A 22,880-nucleotide genomic window follows, 5' to 3' on the forward strand; every position below is an offset into this window, starting at 1 on the left:
AAGACTTAATCTAAAAGGAAAGAGTCCGGTACAGTACCGAACTCTTTCATATAATAATATTGTTTAATTTTGTCTAAACTTTTGGGTGCAGTCTAGAATTGTCAATGGGATTTTTATTTTGTATTGATTTCAATTATCTTCCGAAGTCGTCCTGCACTCTTACGATATCGTCTTCATCTGAAGGATTGGATACATCCGTATGCTGCCAGATTTCAGCAACTACTCCCCAACCATCTAAGCCAATCAGACGGTGTCTTTCACCCTGTTGCAGCTTTACCTGTTCTTTCGGGTGGTATTCTTTCAGCTCGCCTTCTACATCTGTAGTGCTTCTTTTAATTCCTACCGTGCCTTCTACAACCTGCCAGATTTCAGCTCTGCGATGATGATACTGCCAGCTCAATCGTGCCTGTGGGGCTACGATAAGGATTTTAGGGCTTAATTTTCCGCTTATTTTCAGATTGTTAACATCAATTCCATCAAAATAAAGGTTGGCAAAATCCTGTGCCTGATTTTCATCAATCACAAAGAATCCGCCCCAAGGCCTTGTATCATCTTTTGCCACAAGATTAAAACCCTGTGCACCAAGCATTTTTTCTATTTTATCGAATACTTCTTTTTTCACTACACTCATACTTTTTGTATTGCTTTTAAAATTATTTCCAAAAATAAGTATTGTTTCATTATTCTGTAGACATTGAGTAAGGAAAATCTTTTTCCTGTGAGCCTCTTTCTTTATTCGGCTTATTATCCATCTGAAAATCCAAAACTGCTCCTTTTAGCAGTTCTTTGTGGCTTAACCAATTTCTGGAATATGGCTGAGCATTGACTTTCAAAGATTTCACATAGAAATTCTCCGTATTATTCTCCGATGCTTTTATTTCAATTTTCTTTCCGTTTTCCAGATGAATTATGGCTTCCTTAAATAAAGGTGCTCCTAAGACATACTGATCTGTAGCAGGAGTTACAGGATAAAATCCTAAAGCCGAAAATACATACCATGCAGAAGTCTGTCCGTTATCTTCATCTCCGCAGTATCCATCTGGAGCTGCCTGATACAGTTTGTCCAACACCTGTCTTGTCCAATATTGTGTTTTATAAGGTGCTCCGGCATAATTGTACAGATAAATCATATGCTGAATCGGCTGGTTTCCGTGGGCATATTGTCCCATATTCATGATCTGCATTTCCCGGATTTCATGAATAACGCTTCCGTAATAACTGTCATCAAAAATCGGAGGAAGAGAAAATACTTCATCCAGTTTGGCTTCAAATTTCTTTTTACCGCCCATCAGTTTAGAAAGCCCTTCAATATCCTGGAAAACCGACCATGTATAATGCCAGCTGTTTCCTTCTGTAAAGGCATCCCCCCATTTGAACGGGTTGAACGGAGCCTGAAAATTTCCATCTTTATTTTTACCTCTCATCAATCCGGTTTCAGGGTCGAAAAGATTTTTATAATTGTATGCTCTCTTTTTGTAAATATCAATTTCTGAAGCTGGCTTTCCTAAAGCTTTTCCCAGCTGGTAAATTGCAAAATCATCGTAAGCATATTCTAAAGTCCTGGCCGCATTTTCATTGATCTTTACATCATAAGGAACATAACCCAGCGTATTGTAATATTGAACTCCTCTACGTCCGACTGCATCAATAGGACCTTCGTTATTGGCTCCATGTTTAACGGCCTGCCAGAGGGCTTCAATATCATAACCCCGAATGCCTTTTATATAAGCATCTGCCACTACTGATGCAGAATTATTTCCCACCATAATGTCAGAATATCCCGGGCTGCTCCATTCAGGCAGAAAACCTCCTTCTTTGTAAGCATTAGCTAATCCTTCCTGCATTTCTGCATTGATGCCCGGATATACCAGGTTCAGGAATGGATATAAAGCACGGAAGGTATCCCAGAATCCGGTTCCGGCAAACATTCTTCCATCCAGAATTTTGCTGTTGTAAGGACTCCAGTGTTTTATTTTATTATTGGCATCGATTTCATATAGTTTTTGTGGAAAAAACAGTGTTCTGTACATAGAAGAATAGAATGTCCGCATCTGCTGATCGGTTCCTCCTTTTACTTCAATTTTTCCCAGTGTTTTATTCCATATATTTCTGGCATCTGTTTTTACCTGTTCAAAATTTCTGCCTCCGATCTCTCTTTTCAGATTGAGTTCTGCCTGTTCAAAACTGATGAATGAAGAAGCTATTTTCGCATAAACACTTTCTTTATTTTTAAGCTTAAAACCTACGATGGCTCCTGTATGTTCACTTGTAATTTCCAGTTGCCCGTTTACCAAGGCATTATCTTTCCAAAGCGTTGTCAGATCAAAATCTTTATCGAACTGAACGACAAAATAATTTTTAAAATTTTCATATTTTCCTCTGGCATATTTGGTGGTATAGCCCAGAATTTTTCTTTCTTTTGGGATGATTTTGATATAAGATCCTTTATTTAAGGCATCAATAACAACATAAGCGCTGTCTGTTTTCGGAAAATCAAATTTAAAAAACGCGGCCCTTTCTGTTGGGGTGAGTTCTGTAGTCACATTGATATCTGCCAGATAAACACTGTAATGATAAGGTTTTGCGGTCTCTGCTTTATGACTGAACCAACTTGCGCGTTCTTCTTCTTTAAACTTTGGCTTACCTACACCCGGCATGATGGCAAATGCTCCATAATCATTCATCCATGGAGAAGGCTGATGCGTCTGTTTAAAACCGTTGATTTTATCAGCATCGTAGGTATATGCCCATCCGTCTCCCATTTTTCCAGTTTGCGGTGTCCAGAGGTTCATTCCCCAGGGAAGCCCGATCGCCGGATAGGTATTTCCATTGGATAAGGATGGTTTGGATTGGGTGCCCATCAACGGATTTACATAATCTGCAGGAGATATATTCTGACCTAAGGCCAATGCCTGTAACAAAAGTAAGCAGGCAGATAATATAAACTTCATTGTATCTTTTCGTTTGTTAATTTATATAAGCTTTTTTGCATAACTGGCTGCTCCCAGAATAGCGGCATCTTCAAAGATGGCAGAGATTTTAACCTGCAAGTTAATATTATTCTCCTTTAAGTTTTTTATAAATCTTTTTTCGAAATGAGGATAGGCTTTGGCTATATTTCCTCCTATAACTAAAACTTCCGGTTTATAATGATTTACATGCTGCACAATAAATTCAGAGAAAGTATCTGCATATTCATTAAATATCTGAGCCTGTATTTCCAAAGGCTTATCCAATAAATCTTTTGTTCCTGAGATCTGTTCACCCGTAAGTTCTGCATAGCGTTTCACAAACCAACGTGTTGCCAGGTAATCTTCAAAGATAGACTCTCTGAAAGGCGAATCCCAGAGATCCTCATCAGTGGCAAACTCACCATTGTAGAAGGTTGTTCCCAGTCCTGTACCCAGAGTTACTCCGAACACTTTTCGGAATCCCTGCACACAGCCTCCAAAGACTTCTCCTTCCATAAATGCTGCCGCATCATTCACAAAATGGATCTGCTGCTCTGAAATCTCCAATCTTTTTGCCAGCTCTTCTTTAATATTGACTTGATATATATCGATAAATTTTCCCTGCTGCATCAGGGAAATTCCGCTTTCATAATCGAAAGGTCCCGGCATTGCGATCCCTATTAAAAGATGTTCTCTAACAAGTCCCTGCATACCCTTTTCAATGGCTGAAACCCAGGCTGAAAAAATATCTTCCCTGGAACCGAAAGAGTCTACATGTTCCCTGATATAGGTGGCCGTAATGATTTCACGCTTAGCTGGATCCACCTGGGCCATCGTAATATGGGACCCGCCTATGTCTATTCCTATTATATTCTGCATTATATCTTACTTTATTATAATCAAAAAAACCTGTGACCCAAACGGACAACAAAAGCAAAGTTAAGCACTAATGGATGTCCGTTCTAAGTCTCAGTTAAAAATCCCCTAATTTTTATTTTTTTGTTATGTATTCTATTATTTCTGGTTTTATTTCACCAGCACTTTTCCGGATGTCAGAATCTTCTTATCAGATGAACTTATTTTATAGATATACGTTCCTGCAGACAGGTTATGCGTATTGATGACCGTACCATTTTTATCTATTTTCTGTGTGACCATCAGTTTTCCTGACATATCGTAAAGCGTTACCTCATCTGCTGTGGTGTCGTTCGCTGCAAAATGAAGATCACTTCCTTTTTTAACAGGATTCGGATATAAATAACGGTCTGTTTTCTCTGATCTGCTTTCTTTTACTGATAACTGATCTGAACAGGCTACATCTGTTCTCCAGTTTGTATTGGTCATATTAATCATTGTTACAAAATGGGTATTTGCTGTTGCATCCAGAACACCGATTCCGCTTCCTTCATTCATTTTCCAGTTGGCTTCAAGACCAACGGCATTTGCCGCTACATTACATTTATGATCTAAAATCTCCTGAGCTGTCAATGCTTTTTTCCAAACTCTGAATTCATCCAAAAAACCGTTTAGAGTACGTGAGTTGTCATAGTTTCTTCCCAGATAAAGGATCCCGTTTGCTGTAAAATTACCGGAAACGGTATTACTTGCATCCTCAATCCCATTAACATAAAGTTTCATAGAGGCGCCATCATATACTGCTGCTACGTGATACCATGTATTGGTGGCAAATGCCGTAGTGCTGCTCAGCTTTACCTGAGATGATCCGAAACTTAAAGTAAACTGCAGCTTATTATTGGCAAGATTTCCATCTCCGAATCGCAGGATTGCGGAATTATTATCTCCCACCTCAATTCCGGCTACAGACGAAATATAAGGGAAGCCAGTTTTAAATGCATTTACTTTTACCCAGCCTTCAATTGTCAGGGCATTTCCACTTAAGTTAAACTGTCCGGCATTAAGATATTGGGTACTTCCATTAAAAGAAATCGATCTGGCTCCCGGGCTCTGAACCGGAGCGAAACCGCTGTTAAATGCTGTATCCGCTGAATAAGCGCTGGTATTTCCTGCCCCGCATACGGCCTGTACTCTCCAGACATAATTGGTATTCTCCGTAAGATTCTGAAGTGTGTACGTTGTGGTTGAAATATTCGGAACATCTATCCAGGTTGAAGCCGCAGCTGTTTTATACTGAAGGTTATAAGAAGTTGCAGTTCCTACGGCATCCCAGGATATTTTAGTGGTATTCCCGAGAAAACTCTCAGATTTAATTCCTGCCGGGACTGCGCATCCGTTTCCCGAATTAAAGCGTGGGGCAAACAGATATGTACTGGTGAGTGTTGGAGAGCAGTTGGACTGTATTCTCCAGTCATATTCTGTATTTAGGGTCAGATTATTGATAACAATACTGCTGCCTGAATAATTGCTTCCGGCACTCGTCCAAGTCGTGGAATTGGCTGGCTTATAGTCAATATTATAGGTTTGGGAAGCATTGGAGGTCCATTTCAAAGTAGCTGAAGTTCCAGTAACGTTGGCAGCTTCAAGCCCTAAAGGCGGGTCACATGACTGTCCCTGCGCCCATGAGTAAAGCTGTCCGGTAAGCTGGGTATTTTCATTGTAAAGGATATTGGATCCTGTGCTTAGGTAACTTGCTACATCTGTCGCTCCCAGATCATACCACATGAATACGCCATAACCGTCATTTTTCGTATTGGTAGCCAGCGTTGCCAGTGTAGAAGCTGTTGTAGAATCAGGATTGGTATTACGTATCCATGTTGCTGCAGCAGAAATTTTTGTTTTATCAAGAGGAGGTACAACAGGAGCATTGTACGTTCCGTAGTAGGCATTCCAGCTGTAGTTGATATAATTTCCGGCTGCATCGCCGTTGTAACTTTGTCTTGTCGTTGCCGGGCCTATGTAATAAAAAGTGATCAGCTTATCAGGCATTGCCGCTTTAAGTTCCTGCAGCAACATAACAAATGAGCTGTTGTTGGGTTGTCCCGTCCCGTTGTTTCCATATCCGGCATATTCATCATCTAAATCTACTCCATCTAAACCATACGTATATACAGTGTGGGCAATCTGTCTGGCAAAATCACGGGCTGCTTCACGGTTCGGGAAATTAGAAATTCCGGCTCCCTGGTGATTTCCTAAAATATCCAGCAGCACTTTAATTCCTTTCTGCTGTAATGGTCTCACATAGGTATTGACATCGTTCAGGACCTTGGTAACGTTATTGTTGCTGGAAATATAAGCTCTGCTTTTGGAAGTATCATAATTGATGTTTGCGGCAAAAATAATAGCAACATCAAAAAGCTGTTTACCACTGTTTTGCAAGGTATAGGACCCGGCATTCAGCATATTGCTGTTGTTTACTTCCACGTAGCATATTCCTACGGGATCAAGTTGCTGCGCCTTGAGCAAAGCCCCTGTCTGACAAGCCATAAGCATCAGTGCGGCAAGAATGGAGTTCTTTTTCATAGTATAATTTTTTTGTTTTTTTAAATATGCAGTTTCCTGTGCAGACTGATCAGAGAAATGCCAGTTCTGCAGAAGGGATATCGCAAAAAAGAGTAAACGGAACCTTAAGGATCTGAAATTTTAAGTCAGCAGATCCTGATTTTCGTTAAATGTTTTCCATAATAATTCTCCGAACAATGTGTTTGCCCAGGCAAACCATTCTCTGGTAAATTTCTTGTCGTTGTCCTTGTGAAAGGATTCATGCATAAAGCCTGTACCTCCGTGGGTTTTCTGCAGCGTTTGTATACACCATCTGATCTCATTTTTATCTTTGGTGGTAAGTGCTTTCATGATGATACTCATTGGCCAGATCATATCAAGGCCAATATGCGGACCTCCTATTCCTTCTGCCAGGCTTCCTTTGAAAAAGAACGGGTTGTCTTTTGACCATACATATTTTCTGGTATTAAGGTAAACCGGATCATCAGCTTTTACAGCATCCAGATATGGTAATCCTAAAAGGCTTGGGCAATTGGCATCATCCATCAGGTTATAGCTTCCGAATCCGTTGGTTTCAAAAGCATATATTTTCCCATATTCAGGGTGGTTATAAATACCGTATTTTTTGACTGCTGCATCTACCTCATCTGCAAGACTGTTCAGCTGTGCAGCCAATGTTTTTTCATTTTTAATTTTTGAAACCATTTCCGCGGCCTGGCGAAGACTTACTACAGCAAATAAATTCGATGGAATCAGAAATCCATAGATGGTAGCATCATCACTCGGACGGAACATGGAACTGATCAGTCCTACAGGATTTGTGGGATAGCCATAGCCTCCCATTGGAACTCCGTCTGTGGCCCATGCAGTGGTGCGTTCGAATTTATAAGGTCCGAGATCTTTTTTGCGCTGCTGTTCAATAAAGGTCTGTAAGGTAAGTTTAATCCCTTTCAGCCATTTGTCATCAAAAGGTTTGGTATCCCCTGTTGTTTTCCAGAAATGATAGGCCAGACGAATCGGGTAACACAGAGAGTCTATTTCCCATTTTCTTTCATGGGTTCCCGGTTTCATATCCGTGTGGTCGTATTCTTTCCACTTGCTTATTTTCTTATCGTCGTTATAGAATGCGTTGGCATAAGGATCTTTAAGAATGAACTCTGTCTGTTTATGGATTACTCCCGAGATCAGCTTATGAAGCCTCTCATCTTTTTTAGAGAACTGCAAATAAGGGAAAACCTGGGCGGAACTATCGCGGAGCCACATAGCATCAATATCTCCGGTAATCACATAAGTATCCGGTGTACCGTTGATTTCTTTATAAAATACTGTTGTATCTAATGTATTGGGGAAACAGTTTTCAAAAAGCCAGACTAATTCTTTATTTTTAACGTTCTTTTTGAAGGCAGCAATGGCATTTTCCACGGACTCACTGGTAAAATGTCTCTTGTCTTTAGGTACACGGACTACAGGGAAATCTTCTGTAACCAGGTTTTTAGCAAAAACATTTTGGGTAAACAGCAGTCCGGCTCCCGCCAGTGCGCTTGTCTTAATAAACTTTCTCCTTTCCATTGATACTTTTTATTTCTTTATTATTTATTAGATTTATTGTACAGGTTTGCTTCCCATGATAAATTTCAGCTCTCCTCCGTTCATAATATCGCTGTGATTCAATTCCCAGCTTTTGTATTCTTTTCCGTTCAGGAATATTTTCTGAACGTAGATATTTTTATCGGAAATTTTATCTGCAATAACCGTAAAGGTTTTTCCATTTTCCAGCTGCAGAGATGCTTTCGGGAATTGAGGGGCTCCTATGGCATATACAGGTTTCCCAGGCGTTACCGGATAGAATCCTAATGATGAGAAAATATACCATGCTGACATCTGCCCGCAGTCTTCATTATTCACAATTCCATCTGGTTTTGCGGCATACATATTATCACGGATGTATTTTACCATTTTCTGGGCTTTATGAGGAGTTCCTGCATAATTGTACAGATAAGGAACATGATGTCCCGGCTCGTCTCCAAACCCTAAAGATCCGATAAATCCTGAAATATCTACATGCTGTTCTCCCTGCATATTCAGTTTTTCGGTAAAGGTTTTGTCCAATTTTTCTTCAAATCCTTTTTTTCCGCCATATAGCTTTATCATTTCATCAATCTGATGCGGCACAAAGAAATCATAGGCCCAGATATTTCCTGAAACCCAGTGCGGCTGAAGTTTTTTCCAGTCATTCAGGGCAAAATCAGGTAAGAATTCTCCTTTTTTATTTCTTGGCCAGAAGTGATTATTCTCTTTGTTGAAGGTATTCAGGAAATTCATTGATCGTTTTCTGTATACTTCTGCTTCCTCTTTTTTTCCCAATTTTTCGGCTAACTGCTGAATACACCAGTCGTCATAAGCATATTCCAGAGTTGCAGAAACAGAAGCTCCGTTCTCGGAAGGTGAATATCCTAATTTGATATAGTCATTCAGGCCACCGCCACCGTCGCTACTGCTCATCTTATCAGTTAAAGAAGCATCTTTCATAGCAGCAAATGCTTTTTCGTGATCAATACCGGGTATCCCTTTGGAAATGGCATCCCAGATCACTGAAGTACTGTGATAGCCTAACATGCAAAAGTTGTCATACCCGCATAATTCCCAGATCGGCATATGATCTTTACGGTCTGTATATCTGCTGATGAGAGAATTGGCAAATTCTTTTGTATGCTTCTGGTCCATGATCGTCAACAGCGGATGTGTTGCTCTGAAACCGTCCCAATAAGAATACGTACTGTAGTTGGTAAACCATTTGGTATTCATATTTTCTTCTGCGGCAACGTAATCACCATTGACATCCATATAAAGGTTAGGAGCAATGAACGTATGATAAACTCCTGTATAGAAAATCTTCCTCTGATCATCTGTTCCGCCTGTCACCTGAAATCTGCTGATAAGATCTCTCCACGTTTTCTGAGCTGTTTCTTTGGCTTTTGCAAAGTCAACATTTCTGGCTTCGGAATCAAAGTTTTCCTGTGCTCCTTCTGTGCTTACCGGAGACAGGGAAACTTTCACTTCAATACCTTCATCTTTTTCCGTAGAAAATCTCACAAACGCTTTGGCATCTTTGGCAAGAGCCATTTTTTCATTATTTCTGATCTTCCCTTCCGAATACACCCCATAGGATTTAAAAGGCTTTGAAAATTCCATCACGAAATAGGCAAATCTTTTTCCTCCCCAGCCTGTACTGTAGCTGTATCCTTTAATCTTATTATTTCCTTCTATGCTTACCAGGGTATGATACACATTTCCGAAAATTTTGTTAACCGGATCAATAATAATATTGGATTCTTCACTTTTAGGAAAGGTATATTTATGGAATCCCACTCTTGGTGAGGCAGTCAATTCTGCTTTAATTCCATAGCTGTCCAGCATAACGGAATAATATCCCGGCGAAGCAGCTTCTCTTTCATGGCTGAATGTAGAACGGTATCCTGTTTCTGGTTTATCTTCCGATCCCGGAAGCATTTTGATCTGTCCTACCGTAGGCATCACAAGAATATCTCCAAGGTCTGCCCAGCCGGTTCCGCTAAGGTGATTATGACTGAAACCCATGATGGTCTTACTGCTGTAATGATATCCTGAACACCAGTCCCAATCCCCACTTTTGGTATTTTGGTCCGGACTGAGCTGTATCATTCCGAATGGCGTTGTAGCTCCCGGAAAGGTATGGCCATGGCCGCCTGTCCCAATGAACGGATCTACCCAGGAAAGGACATCATCCTTTCGCTGCTGTGCATTTCCGTTGTGTGAAAGCAGGATTGTTACTAAAAATATAAGCAGTTCTTTTTTCATAATGGTAAGGAAGGTCTCAAATTTTTTTTAAGATAAGAGTTTATTTAGGAATATGAAAATCATAATAACAATACTGTATGGTAAAAGCATAGGTTTTATCGATATTATTAAAGTTTTCAGACCATTATATTGAATTATTTTTCATAAAATCAATGATTTCTGAAATATATCCAAATGCGACAGCAACTACCGTATCGGCAGCACCATAATACACAGCTACCTTATCTCCTTCAGTTAATGCAGCACACGGGAAAATCACATTAGGAATATCTCCCGTAAGCTCATACATTTCTGCCGGAGCCAACAGGTATGGTTTGGTTCTGTACAATACTTTTGAGGGGTCTTCCAGGTCAAGCAATGCAGCTCCCATAGAATATCTGAAGCCTCTGCAGGTATTGATTACTCCGTGGTAGAAAAGCAGCCACCCTTCACTGGTTTTGATAGGTACCGGTCCTGCTCCTATTTTGGTACACTGCCAGGCACTGTCTTCAAAGGGGGTAACTTTCATTACGCATCTGTGTTCGCCCCAGTATTTCATATCCGGGCTGTAGCTGATGTAAATATCTCCAAACGGGGTATGTCCGTTATCACTCGGACGGCTCAGCATGGCATATTTCCCGTTGATTTTTTCAGGGAAAAGCACCCCATTTCTGTTGAAAGGCAGAAAGGCATTTTCGCACTGGAAGAATTCTTTAAAATCGAAGGTATATCCTATTCCGATGGTAGGGCCATTGTATCCGTTGCACCAGGTAATCCAATAACGGTCTTCAATAAAGGTTACGCGCGGATCATATTTGTAATCGGATTCGATCATTTCGGTATTCCCGGCTTTCATTTCAATGGGATCATGGTTGATCTTCCAATGAATGGCATCTTTACTGAAGCCGGCAAAGATATTCATCTGTACGGCTTTGTTATCACACCGGAAAACGCCTGCAAATCCGTCTTCAAAAGGAACAACTGCACTATTGAAAATGCTGTTGGATGAAGGGATTGCATATCTGCTGATAATTGGGTTTTCTGAAAAACGCCACATAATATCGCTGCAGTCTTTCGGACGGTCCTGCCAAGGGATCATTACTGATTGAGATGTCATAAAGTAGTGTTACTTTTTTATTTTTTGATTATTAATTAACTGATTGGTTCTTCTTTGGGTTTTTCAGGATACGGGAACGGAACCAGCAATGTTACAATGAATGCCGGTATGGTGGCAACAAGCACCCAGATGAAAAACATTTTATATCCTATCCAGTCGCTGATCATTCCACTGAACATTCCGGGAATCATTACTCCCAGATTCATAATTCCTGTGGCAAATGCATAATGGGCCGTCTTGTGTTTTCCGGGAGCAATCTGCTGCATCATGTACAGCATCAGTCCTACAAAACCAAATCCGTAACCGAAATATTCCGTTATTACAGCCAAGCCTACTGAAAAAAGATCTTCCGGCTGATAATGCGCCAGCAATGCATACACTACAAACGGTATATTAAATGCACAACAAAGCCAGATCAGGGATTTTTTAAGTCCTCTTGCCGAAATGAAATATCCCGCCAGTACGGATCCTAAAATAAATGCCGCAGAGCCGTATGTTCCATAAATAAGGCCGATATCTGAAGTGGATAATCCTAATCCTCCTGCTGTTCTCGGAGCCTTAAAAAATAAAGGCGCGATCTTAATGGCAAATCCTTCGGCAAAACGGTATAAGATGATAAACATAACCGACCATAATATATTCCGTTTGGTAAAGAAGGATGTGATTACTTCCAGCAGTTCTTTACGGATATTTCCTGCGTTTTTATCTTTTTTGTCCTCTTCATTTTTCTGTTCTTTCGGCAATACCCAATAATGATAAACTGCTAAAGCGAAAAATATAAGAGCATACACCCCCATGATGATCATCCAAGCATGGGTAACTCCTTTTGTTTTTTCCAGAACTCCGGCAAAATAAACCAAAGCACCACTGCTGATAATTTTGGCCAGATTATAGAATGCGCCCTGCCAGCCGATATATCTTGCCTGTTCTTTATTAGAGAGAAAGGTAATATAGGTACCGTCTGCTACTACGTCGTGTGTGGCTCCGCAGAAAGCAACCACTGCAAAAAGAGCAATGCTGTACCTGAAAAAATCATGAAGAGGAAGACTTAATGCGATCAGGGCAAAAAGCACTCCTATGGCTGCCTGAGTAAAAAGGACAAAGAATTTTTTTGTTTTATAGATTTCCAGAAAGGGGCTCCAGAGAGGCTTTAAAGTCCACGAAAGCATAATAAGCCCCGTCCAGAAGGTAATCTTTGCATCTGAAACACCCATGTCTTTATACATAATTCCGGAAACAGCATTAATGGTTACAAAGGGAATTCCCATTGCAAAGTATAATGTTGAGATCCAGAAAATAGGTTGTACTGAACGTGTCTCAGAATTGTTTTTTCCCATATTCAAACTAAAATGTTAAAGAAAAGAAGGCCTCTCGAAAGTATCATCCCGGCGTCAACGAAACTAAAAAAGAATAATCTAAAAAACGAATATGCTAAAGATTTTCCTATACCGGTATGAAAAAAAACCAAATTAAATCTATTTTTCGAGACGGCCTTCTGTTTTCTTTATAATTGATTCTGAAAAGTATTATTTTTTATCCCACCACAGTTTTGTTCCTCCTGTATCAGGACCGCCAAGGTACTGTAGAGCCTGTGCATAATTCAGGGTGTTATTTCTATATTTGGTTGGGATAGGAACTCTTCTGATCATGGCATCGGTGCTAATGGTTCCCTGGCTGTCATTCAGGACATTTTTGAAAATCACAGGATAGCCTGTTCTTCTTTGTTCTGCCCACGCTTCGGGTCCGTCAGGATAAATGCCAATCCATTTCTGGGTTATGATTCTCTCAAGCTTTCTTTCAAAAGAATCTCCATTGTTCCATTTGATGGTAATGGTGCTCAGCATTGGACTTCCTGCCAGAATACTGTTTGATGCATTTTTAGTATCAATATAAGGAGCTTCCACAGAAACGGCATCTTCTATATACGTTGCATATGAAGAGCTTTTTCCCCATTCTGCAAAGGACATTTCAACTCCTTTATTATAATTGGTTCCTGCATCTCCTGCTCCGGCATAGCCTCTGATGGCTGCTTCTGCTTTCAGGAACCAGATTTCTGCGGCAGTCATAATTTTGTTTTTGCCATCAGAATTTGAAAAATAATCTCCGGCGGCAGAGGTGGCAGCTGGCTGGGAAAAGTTACCATAACGGTCTTTACTTCCTCCCATATCAACCCCAAGCCTTACTCCAATGTATTGTCCGTTTACTGTAGGATCAACTGCAGGTTTGGCATATGATGAAATCCGCGGGTCATTAAATCCGTTCATATAAGCCATTAAAGGGGCTCCAATTTTGCAGTCTCCCCATGAATAAATGATATTATATAAAGGAGAAGCACCACCATAACTTACTAATGCATTCTGGCTATTAGTTTCGATCAGACCGGCTGAAGAGCTTAATGCTTCCTCAGCATATTGTTTTGACTTTACCGGATCTGCATAGCTAATCCTCATGGCCAGTCTCAATTTCAATGAATTTGCGAGACGGGCCCAGGAAGCGGCATTTCCACCAAATACAACATCTCCTTTTTTAAGAACTGACTGATCTTCGGTACCGATGCTTTTCTGAAGTGAAGTAATTGCTGATGTAAGATCCTGGATAAAATGATTATAGGCCTCCTGCTGACTGTCTACATCGGTAATTCCATTAGGGTTTGGCGTCAGATACTTACTGTATATTACCGGGCCATGTGCATCTGAAACTTTTTGAGAGGCCATTACTCTCAATATTTGTAAAACGGCCAATGAATGGGAGAAATCTATCCCTGCATAGTTTTTTGCTGAAACGGTGGAAAAATTCTTAATCTGCTGGAAAACATCTTCCAGCTGGGTCATCATTATTCTTTCATTCCATCCGTCCATTATAAAATAAGTGGTATTATTTTTACCTCCGTTATATGCCGTGGCAGTACTAAAAAGACCACTATACATATCTGCATTTAAATTGGTTTGCAGCTGATAAACCCAATCTGTAGGATGTGCCAGATTTCTCTGCATCTGCTTTAGCGGATTTACCAGTTGTACAAAATCAGCATTTAACTGCTCACTTCCAAGACCTGAATACTGAGAATTAATATCTTCAAAATCGCTTGTACAGCTTAAAATTGAAGAGGTTACCAATCCTCCGATTAATATTGTTTTTATTTTATTTTTCATTGCTGTAAAGATTAGAAAGTTGCTTTTAATGAAACACCTAGAGATCTGGTTATCGGCATACCAAACATATCTACTCCTACACCTCCCGGATTTACGCCTGACACCTGTTCCGGATCAAAAGGAGCCTTCTTGTATAAAAAGAAAAGATTAGATCCTGTTACTCCGACCGTTGCATTCTGCAAAAATCCGGACTTCAGATTAAATGTATATGAAATTGAAGCCTGACGTAATCTTATAGCGGTTCCGCTATACATATAAGCTTCCTCAACATTAGAAACTGCTTCGTAGTATTCTTTTGCATCTGTTTTCCCTGTATAGGCCTGTCCATTTTCGGTCACTGCATTATTAATGGTAACCCCGCCATTATCACGGGCATCTGCAGTTACTTTACTTACCCCGTATCTGTCATTCATCATTTGAGTATACCCTAATACCTTTCCGCCAAATCTTCCGTCTATCAGAAAGTCTATATTAAGTTTTCCTATACTGAAGGAATTATTGAGACCAAGCATAAATTTAGGATTCGGATTACCTAAATAGTCTACAGCCCCGGTATCAAATAAAGGAACTCCATGATCGCTTACAATAATCCTTCCTTCCCCATCACGTTTAAAAGTTTTTCCATAAATATCACCAAAAGAACCACCTAATTTCAATTTGTTATATCCTCCTCCTAACAGGGTAAAAAGTTTTTCATCGGAATCATTGAAATATTGTGAAGGGAAAAGTTCAACAATTTTATTCCTGTTGGCAGATATATTAAGTGTTGATGTCCATGAAAACCTTTCTCTTTTGAAAATATCTACCGCCAGAGAAGATTCAAATCCTGTGTTTCGTATTTTACCAGCATTAATATCCAATTTTCCTCCAAAAGTTACAGAAAGGTCTGAGGAAGCCTCAATACCCTGAAGATACTGATGAGAATTGTTGGAATTATAATACGTAAAATCAAGTCTCGCTCTGTTTTTAAATAACCGAATATCAGTTCCTACTTCAAACGTTTTATTTTCTTCAGGCCTTGGAAAAAGTGATTCATAGCCCTCACGAACAACTGGATAGGCGCTATATGTTCCTACGATATTTCCTGCATTAAAAATTAATTGCGGCATGGTAAATGTAGGATCCAAAGCATTACCTACAATCGCATAGGAGCCTCTTACTTTCCAGAAACTAAATAAATCCGGAAGTTTTACGATATCCGATAGAATGGCATTCACCCCTACAGATTCATAGTCGAAAGAAACATTTCCTAACCCGGCTAAAGTAGATGACCAGTCATTTCTGAAAGTCAAATCTAAATATAGCTTATTCTTAAATCCAATATTAGCACTTGCAAAAACAGATTGATCCTGTCTTCTTGTACCCGTAATTGTATAATTTTGTCCATTTCCATTTTGCCCTGTCCATTGCAGATTATTTAAGGTAAACTGATTAGGTACCACCAATAGATTGTTTTCTATACTGGTTACAGAAGCTCTTTTATCACTAATACTTGCGCCCACCGTAAAATCCAGAGTAAAGTTATCTCCGATATGTGGGTTTCCGCTTAATAAAACATCTCCGTAAGTAGATCTGTTATCATACAGGTTTTTGTAAATTTTACCATTATTATTTCCTCCTAATATTACCGGTAATGAGAAAACAGCAACATTTCTCTGCGTATCAGAATCAAAATAGCTGTAGTTTCCTCTGATTTTTGCTGTCAGCCATGGATTAATAGCATAACTTAGCGCTGCTGAACCATAGAAGTTTTTATTCTTGGTGGTAACAGCATTTCTATTTAATATCCAATATGGGTTTTGGGATTCTACGCTGAAGCTTCCATCAGGAGCAACCGCCCACCAATTTTGGGCCGGCAAATATCTTTCCTGATTAAAATAGGTATAATTATCGCCACTAAAATTATCAAAATTAATACCTCTTGGCAACCAATAAAGATTAGTAAGAGGTGAAAAATAAGAACCTGGAGTAAGCCTATTCTTTGTGTTCTGCATAGAGGCCATTACATTGACATCCAAGGTGAGTTTATCATCAAAAAACTTACTGGAATTTCTGAAATTAAGGTTATACTGATCAAAAGAAGAAGTTGGAATTACCCCTTTATTCGTTGTATTACCAAAGGAAAATAAGTTGGTACTTTTTTCATTTCCTGATTGAAAACTGAGACTATTAATCCAGGTCATTCCTGTTCTGAAAAAATCTTTTGTATAATCTTTGGATTCTCCTTTTGCACCCCAGCTTTGCAAAGATCCTGTTGCCCCTGCGGAAGGATTATAAGGTATCGTTTGCAGATAGCTGTTCTGTAATTCAGGCAAAGCATATACATTATCCATCGTCAGACTGGTTGAATAGGTTATATTGCTTCTTCCTGCTTTACCTTTTTTTGTCGTAATCAATACAGCTCCATTACTTCCTTGTGACCCATACAAAGCCGAAGCAGATGCCCCTTTCAAAAAGTTAATACTTTCTATATCTTCAGGATTTATAGTACTCAATATATCTCCTACATCCGGCATAGAAGCATAAAAATCTACATTCGGACCTCCAACACCATTGATAATAGGAATTCCATCAATCACATACAGCGGCTGGCTGTTTCTTGTGGATTTATCCCCTCTCATCACCACCCTCACAGATCCTCCGACCCCACCGTTGGTTTTATTGATTTGCACGTTGGAAACTTTTCCGTTGATGGAATTGAGAAGATTAGGCGTTTTTACCTCCGTAAGCTCATCCCCGCCAATCTGCTGGCTCGAATAGGTTAAAGACCGCGCCTGCCTTTTTATCCCCAAAGAAGTAACAACCACTTCTTCTATTTTGGTTGTTTTAGCAGTATCTGCCTTCTTCGTTTCCTGTGCATGAGCAGATAAAGAAATAGCTAATAAAACCGGTATAACAGTTTTTCTCATAAGGTTTAGGATTAGTTTAGATTTATTTGAGAATTAATTATATTTCCTTAAATAGGATTTTAAAACCTAAAACACATTCGTTGTATTTTTTTCGCAACATTATGTTTTGAAAGCTTCAAATAATTTAAAGTTTGATTAAGATTTAATTCACATTAGCAAATCTAAATTTTGTAAACAGCCAGATATAACACTATTTTATCATAAAACGATATTATTTTTTCAGGTCTATTTAAAAACAGTACAATACCGACTAAAAACCAACAGATTACGACCAAATAAAATCATGAAATTCAGCATGCTTTTTAGTCTGTTTTAGAGCAATTAAGGAGTAAATTTTGGTATTTTAATGCAAAAAATCCGGATACAATGATCCGGATTTTGATAATTAACAGTATAATTTTTAACTTTTTATACTTCTATTCAATTTTTTTCACTCCTTTAAACTGTTCTTTAAATTCAGTGGGTGTTGTTTTCTTTATGGACTTAAAAACCTTGTTGAAATTGGCAATATTGTTGAATCCGGCTTCAAAAGCTGTTTCAAAAACCGTAAGATTCTTTTCCATCAGCCATCGGGCAGCATAACTGATCCTGATTTCATTCAGGTAATTCACAAAAGTTTTTCCTGTTCTTTTTTTAATAAATCTGTTAAAGGTAACGTTGCTCATACTAACCAGTGATGCTGCATCATTCAGAGATATTTTACTTTCAAAATTCTTATGGACAAAATCATGAACAATCTTCATTTTATCATTATCAGCAAACGTCTCCAGTTCTATACTGTACGATGAAAGCAATGTTTTGTCTTCCGCAGTGGCCAGTTCATTCAGAATCTTCATAATTTCAATAAAAGATTCAAAACTGCTCATTTTGGATAGATTAAGAAAAGAATCTTTCAGTTTTTCCGCCAGTTCCGGTGAAAACAAAATCCCCCTGATTGAATCTTTCATCAGATTACTAATGGGCTTCAGAATATTTTTATCCATCATCGACTGGTTAAAAAAGTCCTGATTGAACTGTACGGTAATCTCGTGAGTCTTTCTGTTTTTACACTTGTGATTGGCCCAGCAATGAGGCAGATTCGGGCCTACCAGCACCAGTTCATAATCGCCGATCTCCCCGGTATGGTCGCCAATCATCCGCCGGTATCCTTTTCCTTTATAAACAAAGTTGATCTCTACTTCCGGATGATAATGATAGGGAAAATCAAACGATGCCTTGATACGGTCAAATACAAGAAAACTGTCTTCGGGAGATAACGGTGTTATTTCTCTCAATATATTTTCTAACTTGCTCATGAGTGGGTGAAAAAATTAAGTTATAAATCAAATACAGTACTTTTACAAAATTGATAAAAAAACAATCAACTAATATATAATTTTTATTTTTTATCTGTTTTTTGTTAAAAATTTGAAAATAGCGTATCCGCCAGATAACCTTACGACTTAATTCACCTTAAAAAAGTGGAAATATATTAGCTTAACAGGAGACAAATCTATACACAATAATAACTTTCGGCTTCCTTCTGTCGCCTTCATTTCTTTTCGTATCTTTAAACTAAAGTAATTCTATGCCGCTCATTTTTGAAGATCATTATAAAAAACTGGGGCTTGAAGTGTTTTCGGAAAGAAATCTGGAAGCCGTTCAAAGCAATGCTTTCATATCTGACATTAAAATCCTTTTCATTCCTGAAGGCTATGAACTAACAGTAGATTTCAGCCATTACAAAACTTCAAAACCTTCTTTATTTTTTCTTACCGGACAGCATATGAAGATTGAAAAGGGAAAAGAAGAGGCTTTATTACTCTATTATAATCGTGATTTTTACTGTATCCAGATTCATGATAAAGAAGTAGCCTGCGATGGGCTTTTATTCCATAATGTATTTGAAATTCCATTTGTTGAAATTGATCCTGAAGAAGCAACAGATTTCAAAAAGCTGTTTCAACATATAAGAGAAGAGCTTGAATATAAAGATTCTTCGGCTGAAGAAATGATACGAACGTATGTAAAACAGATTATCATCCGTGCCACCAGAAAATGGAAACAACAAAATCTTGATCATGACACTGTAAAAATTTCAGGTACCGAACTTGATGTTTTCAGAGATTTCAGCAGACATCTGGAAATTCATTTCAGGAAGAAACATAATGTATCAGATTACGCCGAGCTGCTTCATATCGCTCCGAAAACTTTAACGCACAAATTTAAAAGCCTTAGACTCGAATCTCCCAACCAGTTTATCATTAACAGAATTTTGCTGGAAGCCAAAAGGTTATTATTTTATACGGATAAACCTGTTAAGGAGATCGCCTATAATCTGGGATATGAAGATCCAGCCTATTTCAACCGATTATTTACTCAAAAAACAGGAAGCACTCCTTCCAATTTCAAAAAAAATTACACTTCAGGAAAAAAGTACAATATTTAAGTCTTTTTATCTATTGAATCCAGCTATAAACTGCAATACCTTTGTCATATCAAAAAACAATACAAAATATCAATAATAAAAACCAAACATTATGAGACGTAACGCAACAGCCGTTTGGAACGGTACCATCAAAGAAGGAAAAGGACACTTAACTACTCAGAGTACCACCTTAAACGAAACTCAGTATTCTTTTAACAGCCGTTTTGCCGATGGTGTAGGAACCAATCCTGAAGAACTTCTGGCAGCAGCACACGCGGGATGCTTTACCATGAAACTAAGCGCGGAACTTTCCCAGGCAGGTTACAATCCTGAAGAATTAAAAACAACTTCCGTCATCACTCTTGACCCAAGTATCGGAAAAATCACAAAATCTGAACTGACTTTAACAGCAAAAGTTCCGGGAATTTCTGAAGAAGAGTTCCAAAAGTACGCTAAAATCGCTGAAGAGGGATGCCCGGTAAGTGCTGCATTCAATTTTGAAATTACTCTGAATGCGACTTTAGCATAAGATTATATTCAATTTCTTTTTAAACCATTAAAAGTAAGTTTGAAAACATTAGGAAAATGCCTTGCAGTTCCTATTTCTGACTGGTTTTAATGGTTTATTTTATTCTTGCTGATTGAGCTGATTTTTTTGATAATAATAAAACTGATTTGCAGGTGATGAAATATTTTAAGAGAAAAATATACCGATTGGTATATTTCCGTATATTTGTATTGAAAAAAAAGATATAAAAATGTCAAAGGCAGAAAAGACCAGGCAGTTTATTATTGAAAGAACGGCATCTATATTCAATACTAAAGGGTATATGTCTACCTCACTATCAGACATTACTGAGGCAACAGGCCTTACAAAAGGGAGTATCTATGGAAATTTTGAGAATAAAGACGAAGTGGCTATTGAAGTTTACCGATACAATGCCAGCCAATTGAGCAAAATCATGAGCCGGTCTTTCGGGGACGAGTTTCCAACAACAGTGGATAAGCTTTATGCATTCGTAGCTTTTTACAGAAAAAACTGGCGTTCAGTTTTCTCCAACGGAGGCTGTCCAATTATGAATGCAGCCACTGAAGCGGATGATTCTTTTCCTGCATTGAAAAACCAAGTCAAAGAATCTTTTGAAATTTGGACCCATAAGATTTCCGGAGTCATTCAACAGGGGCAGAAAAACGGAGAGCTCAACCCTGATGTTCATCCCGATGAATATGCAGCTCTTTTCATTATGCTCATTGAAGGCGGGATATTGCTTTCCAAAACTACTGATGAAGAAAAATTCCTGAACCTCGCACTGGACAGGATCACCCAAATAATCGATTGCGAACTCATCATCCTTTCATCTTAAAAACAGAGATTATGGAAACAAAAAAAGTGGCTATTGTAGGATATAACAGAATTCCTTTTGCCAGAATCAATACAGCGTATGCAGATCAGGGAAACCAGCAATTGCTGGAAGCTGCACTCAAAGGCCTGATACAACAGTACCATCTACAAGGAAAGCTTTTGGGGGAAGTAGCGGGAGGTGCCGTTATCAAACATATTTCCGAAAGCAACCTCATCCGGGAATCTGTTATGAATACATCCCTAGATCCGGCAACTCCGGCCTGTGATCTTCAGCAGGCTTGTGATACGGGAATTGAAGCCGCCATTTATATCGGAAATAAAATTGCATTAGGCCAGATAGAAAGCGGAATTGCCTGCGGTGTAGAAGCCATGAGTAATATTCCTTTTGAATCTTCACTCCGTTTGAGAAAAGCTCTTTTAAAAGCCAATAAAGAGAAATCAGCATTTGGAAAAATAAAACAGTTATTAAGTCCCAAGCTTAAAGACTGGCTGCCCATTCCTTACAAAGGACAGGAACCCAAAACCGGCCTGGTTATGGGCGGACATACAGAAATTACCGCAAAATATTATGAAATTTCCCGTGAAGAACAGGATGAATTAGCTTTAAAAAGCCACCAGAATATGGCAAAAGCTTATGATGAAGGATTTTTTGATGATATGATTACACCAGCTTTTGGACTGGATAAAGACAATAATCTGCGTCGTGATACCAGCTTAGAAAAACTTTCGCAACTGAAACCTGCATTTGACAAACAGCATGGAACGCTGACTGCCGGGAACTCAACCCCTTTTACAGATGGAGCTTCCGCTGTATTATTGGCCAGTGAAGAATGGGCAAAAGCAAATAACCTACCCGTGCTGGCTTATATTACTTTTTCAGAGGTTGCGGGGATTGAATATGTTGAAAACAAACAGAATCTTCTTTTAGCACCTGTTTTTGCAGCCGACAGAATGCTCAGAAAAGCAGATATGAGACTGGAAGATTTTGATTTTTATGAAATTCATGAAGCCTTTGCCGCACAGGTTCTTGCTACCCTGAAGATCTGGGAACATGATGATCTGGCGAAAAAATTCGGACTGGAAAAAGCATTAGGAAAGATCGACAGAAATAAGCTGAATGTAAAAGGAGGAAGTCTTGCAGCTGCTCATCCTTTTGCTGCCACGGGAGGCAGGATCATTGCTACAATGGCCAAGCTTCTCCATGAAAAAGGAAGCGGAAAAGGATTTATCTCCATTTGTGCCGCTCGAGGACAGGGTGTTACGATGATTATAGAAAAATAGTACAAAATATATGGACAGATTAACACAGCTTCAGCAATTTATAGGAAAAGAATTCAGCCAGTCGCCATCACCCTTTATGAAATGGCTTAATCCAGTTGTCATTTCTGCGGAAGAAGGACATCTTCAATTTCAGTATACGGTAAGGCCGGAATGGCTGAACCCGATCGGAAATCTTCACGGCGGTGTAACAGCAGCCATTATTGACGATATCATTGGAGCTACTATGTTTTCCCTGAATGAAAATTCTTTCATCACCACCATCAATAATGTGATTGATTATTTCTCAACTGCAAAAGAAAATGATAATATTGTAGCCGAAACAAAAATTATAAAAAGAGGCCGGCAGTTTGTGAATGCCCAATGCGAAATATGGAATGCAGACAAGACAAGGCTTATTGCCAGAGGAACCTCCAATTTATTCAAAATTAATAACTAAGTATGAAATCACCATCATTGATTCTTTCAAA

Annotated in this window: 16 protein-coding genes; 5 read left to right on the forward strand and 11 right to left on the reverse strand. The window is 38.9% G+C overall.

What is annotated here, in order from left to right; all coding sequences use genetic code 11:
* Positions 1-133: 133 nt before the first annotated feature.
* From J2Y40_RS09535 to J2Y40_RS09585, 11 genes are all read right to left on the reverse strand, one after another.
* Positions 134-631 (reverse strand): phosphoheptose isomerase, encoded by a 498-nt coding sequence (locus J2Y40_RS09535; RefSeq protein WP_309998620.1) that lies wholly within the window; start codon positions 629-631, stop codon positions 134-136.
* Between the two features lie 49 nt (positions 632-680).
* Positions 681-2,951 (reverse strand): GH92 family glycosyl hydrolase, encoded by a 2,271-nt coding sequence (locus J2Y40_RS09540; protein ID WP_153397277.1) that lies wholly within the window; start codon positions 2,949-2,951, stop codon positions 681-683.
* Positions 2,952-2,972: 21 nt separating this feature from the next.
* Entirely contained in the window at positions 2,973-3,830 is an 858-nt protein-coding gene (locus J2Y40_RS09545; protein ID WP_309998623.1) for an ROK family protein, read from the reverse strand.
* A gap of 147 nt (positions 3,831-3,977) precedes the next feature.
* The gene (locus tag J2Y40_RS09550; protein ID WP_309998626.1) at positions 3,978-6,389 is read right to left on the reverse strand and encodes an endo-beta-N-acetylglucosaminidase H; all 2,412 of its coding nucleotides are present in this window, start codon (positions 6,387-6,389) and stop codon (positions 3,978-3,980) included.
* A gap of 120 nt (positions 6,390-6,509) precedes the next feature.
* Positions 6,510-7,937: a glycoside hydrolase family 125 protein gene (locus J2Y40_RS09555; protein WP_309998628.1), complete on the reverse strand. Its 1,428-nt coding sequence runs from the start codon at positions 7,935-7,937 to the stop codon at positions 6,510-6,512.
* A 33-nt stretch (positions 7,938-7,970) separates the two neighbouring features.
* Positions 7,971-10,205, reverse strand: a complete 2,235-nt coding sequence (locus tag J2Y40_RS09560) for a GH92 family glycosyl hydrolase (RefSeq protein WP_309998631.1) — start codon at positions 10,203-10,205, stop codon at positions 7,971-7,973.
* A 124-nt stretch (positions 10,206-10,329) separates the two neighbouring features.
* Positions 10,330-11,301, reverse strand: a complete 972-nt coding sequence (locus J2Y40_RS09565) for a glycoside hydrolase family 130 protein (protein ID WP_153397272.1) — start codon at positions 11,299-11,301, stop codon at positions 10,330-10,332.
* Between the two features lie 35 nt (positions 11,302-11,336).
* The gene (locus J2Y40_RS09570; RefSeq protein WP_153397271.1) at positions 11,337-12,638 is read right to left on the reverse strand and encodes an MFS transporter; all 1,302 of its coding nucleotides are present in this window, start codon (positions 12,636-12,638) and stop codon (positions 11,337-11,339) included.
* A 189-nt stretch (positions 12,639-12,827) separates the two neighbouring features.
* Positions 12,828-14,453: a SusD/RagB family nutrient-binding outer membrane lipoprotein gene (locus J2Y40_RS09575; protein ID WP_153397270.1), complete on the reverse strand. Its 1,626-nt coding sequence runs from the start codon at positions 14,451-14,453 to the stop codon at positions 12,828-12,830.
* 11 nt (positions 14,454-14,464) lie between these two features.
* A complete protein-coding gene (locus tag J2Y40_RS09580; RefSeq protein WP_309998636.1) occupies positions 14,465-17,362 on the reverse strand; it encodes a SusC/RagA family TonB-linked outer membrane protein in 2,898 nt (965 codons plus the stop codon).
* Between the two features lie 416 nt (positions 17,363-17,778).
* Positions 17,779-18,657, reverse strand: coding sequence for an AraC family transcriptional regulator (locus J2Y40_RS09585; protein ID WP_153397269.1), 879 nt, complete (start codon positions 18,655-18,657; stop codon positions 17,779-17,781).
* Between the two features lie 272 nt (positions 18,658-18,929).
* On the opposite strand from J2Y40_RS09585, the gene J2Y40_RS09590 reads away from it, so the two are divergent.
* The 5 genes from J2Y40_RS09590 (at position 18,930) to J2Y40_RS09610 (ending at position 22,849) form a co-directional block, all read left to right on the forward strand.
* Positions 18,930-19,790 (forward strand): AraC family transcriptional regulator, encoded by an 861-nt coding sequence (locus J2Y40_RS09590; protein WP_153397267.1) that lies wholly within the window; start codon positions 18,930-18,932, stop codon positions 19,788-19,790.
* Positions 19,791-19,881: 91 nt separating this feature from the next.
* Entirely contained in the window at positions 19,882-20,298 is a 417-nt protein-coding gene (locus J2Y40_RS09595; protein ID WP_062698185.1) for an OsmC family protein, read from the forward strand.
* 229 nt (positions 20,299-20,527) lie between these two features.
* Positions 20,528-21,133, forward strand: coding sequence for a TetR/AcrR family transcriptional regulator (locus J2Y40_RS09600; RefSeq protein WP_153397265.1), 606 nt, complete (start codon positions 20,528-20,530; stop codon positions 21,131-21,133).
* 11 nt (positions 21,134-21,144) lie between these two features.
* Positions 21,145-22,413 (forward strand): acetyl-CoA C-acetyltransferase, encoded by a 1,269-nt coding sequence (locus tag J2Y40_RS09605; RefSeq protein ID WP_309998642.1) that lies wholly within the window; start codon positions 21,145-21,147, stop codon positions 22,411-22,413.
* 10 nt (positions 22,414-22,423) lie between these two features.
* Positions 22,424-22,849, forward strand: a complete 426-nt coding sequence (locus J2Y40_RS09610) for a PaaI family thioesterase (protein ID WP_153397261.1) — start codon at positions 22,424-22,426, stop codon at positions 22,847-22,849.
* Positions 22,850-22,880 lie beyond the last annotated feature (31 nt).

Source organism: Chryseobacterium sp. 2987, assembly GCF_031456375.1.
GTDB classification, from domain to species: domain Bacteria; phylum Bacteroidota; class Bacteroidia; order Flavobacteriales; family Weeksellaceae; genus Chryseobacterium; species Chryseobacterium vaccae.

Bases quoted from the DNA above. Each gene is read 5' to 3' on its own strand.
- J2Y40_RS09535 (WP_309998620.1), bottom strand. From the start codon at position 631: ATGAGTGTAGTGAAAAAAGAAGTATTCGATAAAATAGAAAAAATGCTT.
- J2Y40_RS09540 (WP_153397277.1), bottom strand. From the start codon at position 2,951: ATGAAGTTTATATTATCTGCCTGCTTACTTTTGTTACAGGCATTGGCC.
- J2Y40_RS09545 (WP_309998623.1), bottom strand. From the start codon at position 3,830: ATGCAGAATATAATAGGAATAGACATAGGCGGGTCCCATATTACGATG.
- J2Y40_RS09550 (WP_309998626.1), bottom strand. From the start codon at position 6,389: ATGAAAAAGAACTCCATTCTTGCCGCACTGATGCTTATGGCTTGTCAG.
- J2Y40_RS09555 (WP_309998628.1), bottom strand. From the start codon at position 7,937: ATGGAAAGGAGAAAGTTTATTAAGACAAGCGCACTGGCGGGAGCCGGA.
- J2Y40_RS09560 (WP_309998631.1), bottom strand. From the start codon at position 10,205: ATGAAAAAAGAACTGCTTATATTTTTAGTAACAATCCTGCTTTCACAC.
- J2Y40_RS09565 (WP_153397272.1), bottom strand. From the start codon at position 11,301: ATGACATCTCAATCAGTAATGATCCCTTGGCAGGACCGTCCGAAAGAC.
- J2Y40_RS09570 (WP_153397271.1), bottom strand. From the start codon at position 12,638: ATGGGAAAAAACAATTCTGAGACACGTTCAGTACAACCTATTTTCTGG.
- J2Y40_RS09575 (WP_153397270.1), bottom strand. From the start codon at position 14,453: ATGAAAAATAAAATAAAAACAATATTAATCGGAGGATTGGTAACCTCT.
- J2Y40_RS09580 (WP_309998636.1), bottom strand. From the start codon at position 17,362: ATGAGAAAAACTGTTATACCGGTTTTATTAGCTATTTCTTTATCTGCT.
- J2Y40_RS09585 (WP_153397269.1), bottom strand. From the start codon at position 18,657: ATGAGCAAGTTAGAAAATATATTGAGAGAAATAACACCGTTATCTCCC.
- J2Y40_RS09590 (WP_153397267.1), top strand. From the start codon at position 18,930: ATGCCGCTCATTTTTGAAGATCATTATAAAAAACTGGGGCTTGAAGTG.
- J2Y40_RS09595 (WP_062698185.1), top strand. From the start codon at position 19,882: ATGAGACGTAACGCAACAGCCGTTTGGAACGGTACCATCAAAGAAGGA.
- J2Y40_RS09600 (WP_153397265.1), top strand. From the start codon at position 20,528: ATGTCAAAGGCAGAAAAGACCAGGCAGTTTATTATTGAAAGAACGGCA.
- J2Y40_RS09605 (WP_309998642.1), top strand. From the start codon at position 21,145: ATGGAAACAAAAAAAGTGGCTATTGTAGGATATAACAGAATTCCTTTT.
- J2Y40_RS09610 (WP_153397261.1), top strand. From the start codon at position 22,424: ATGGACAGATTAACACAGCTTCAGCAATTTATAGGAAAAGAATTCAGC.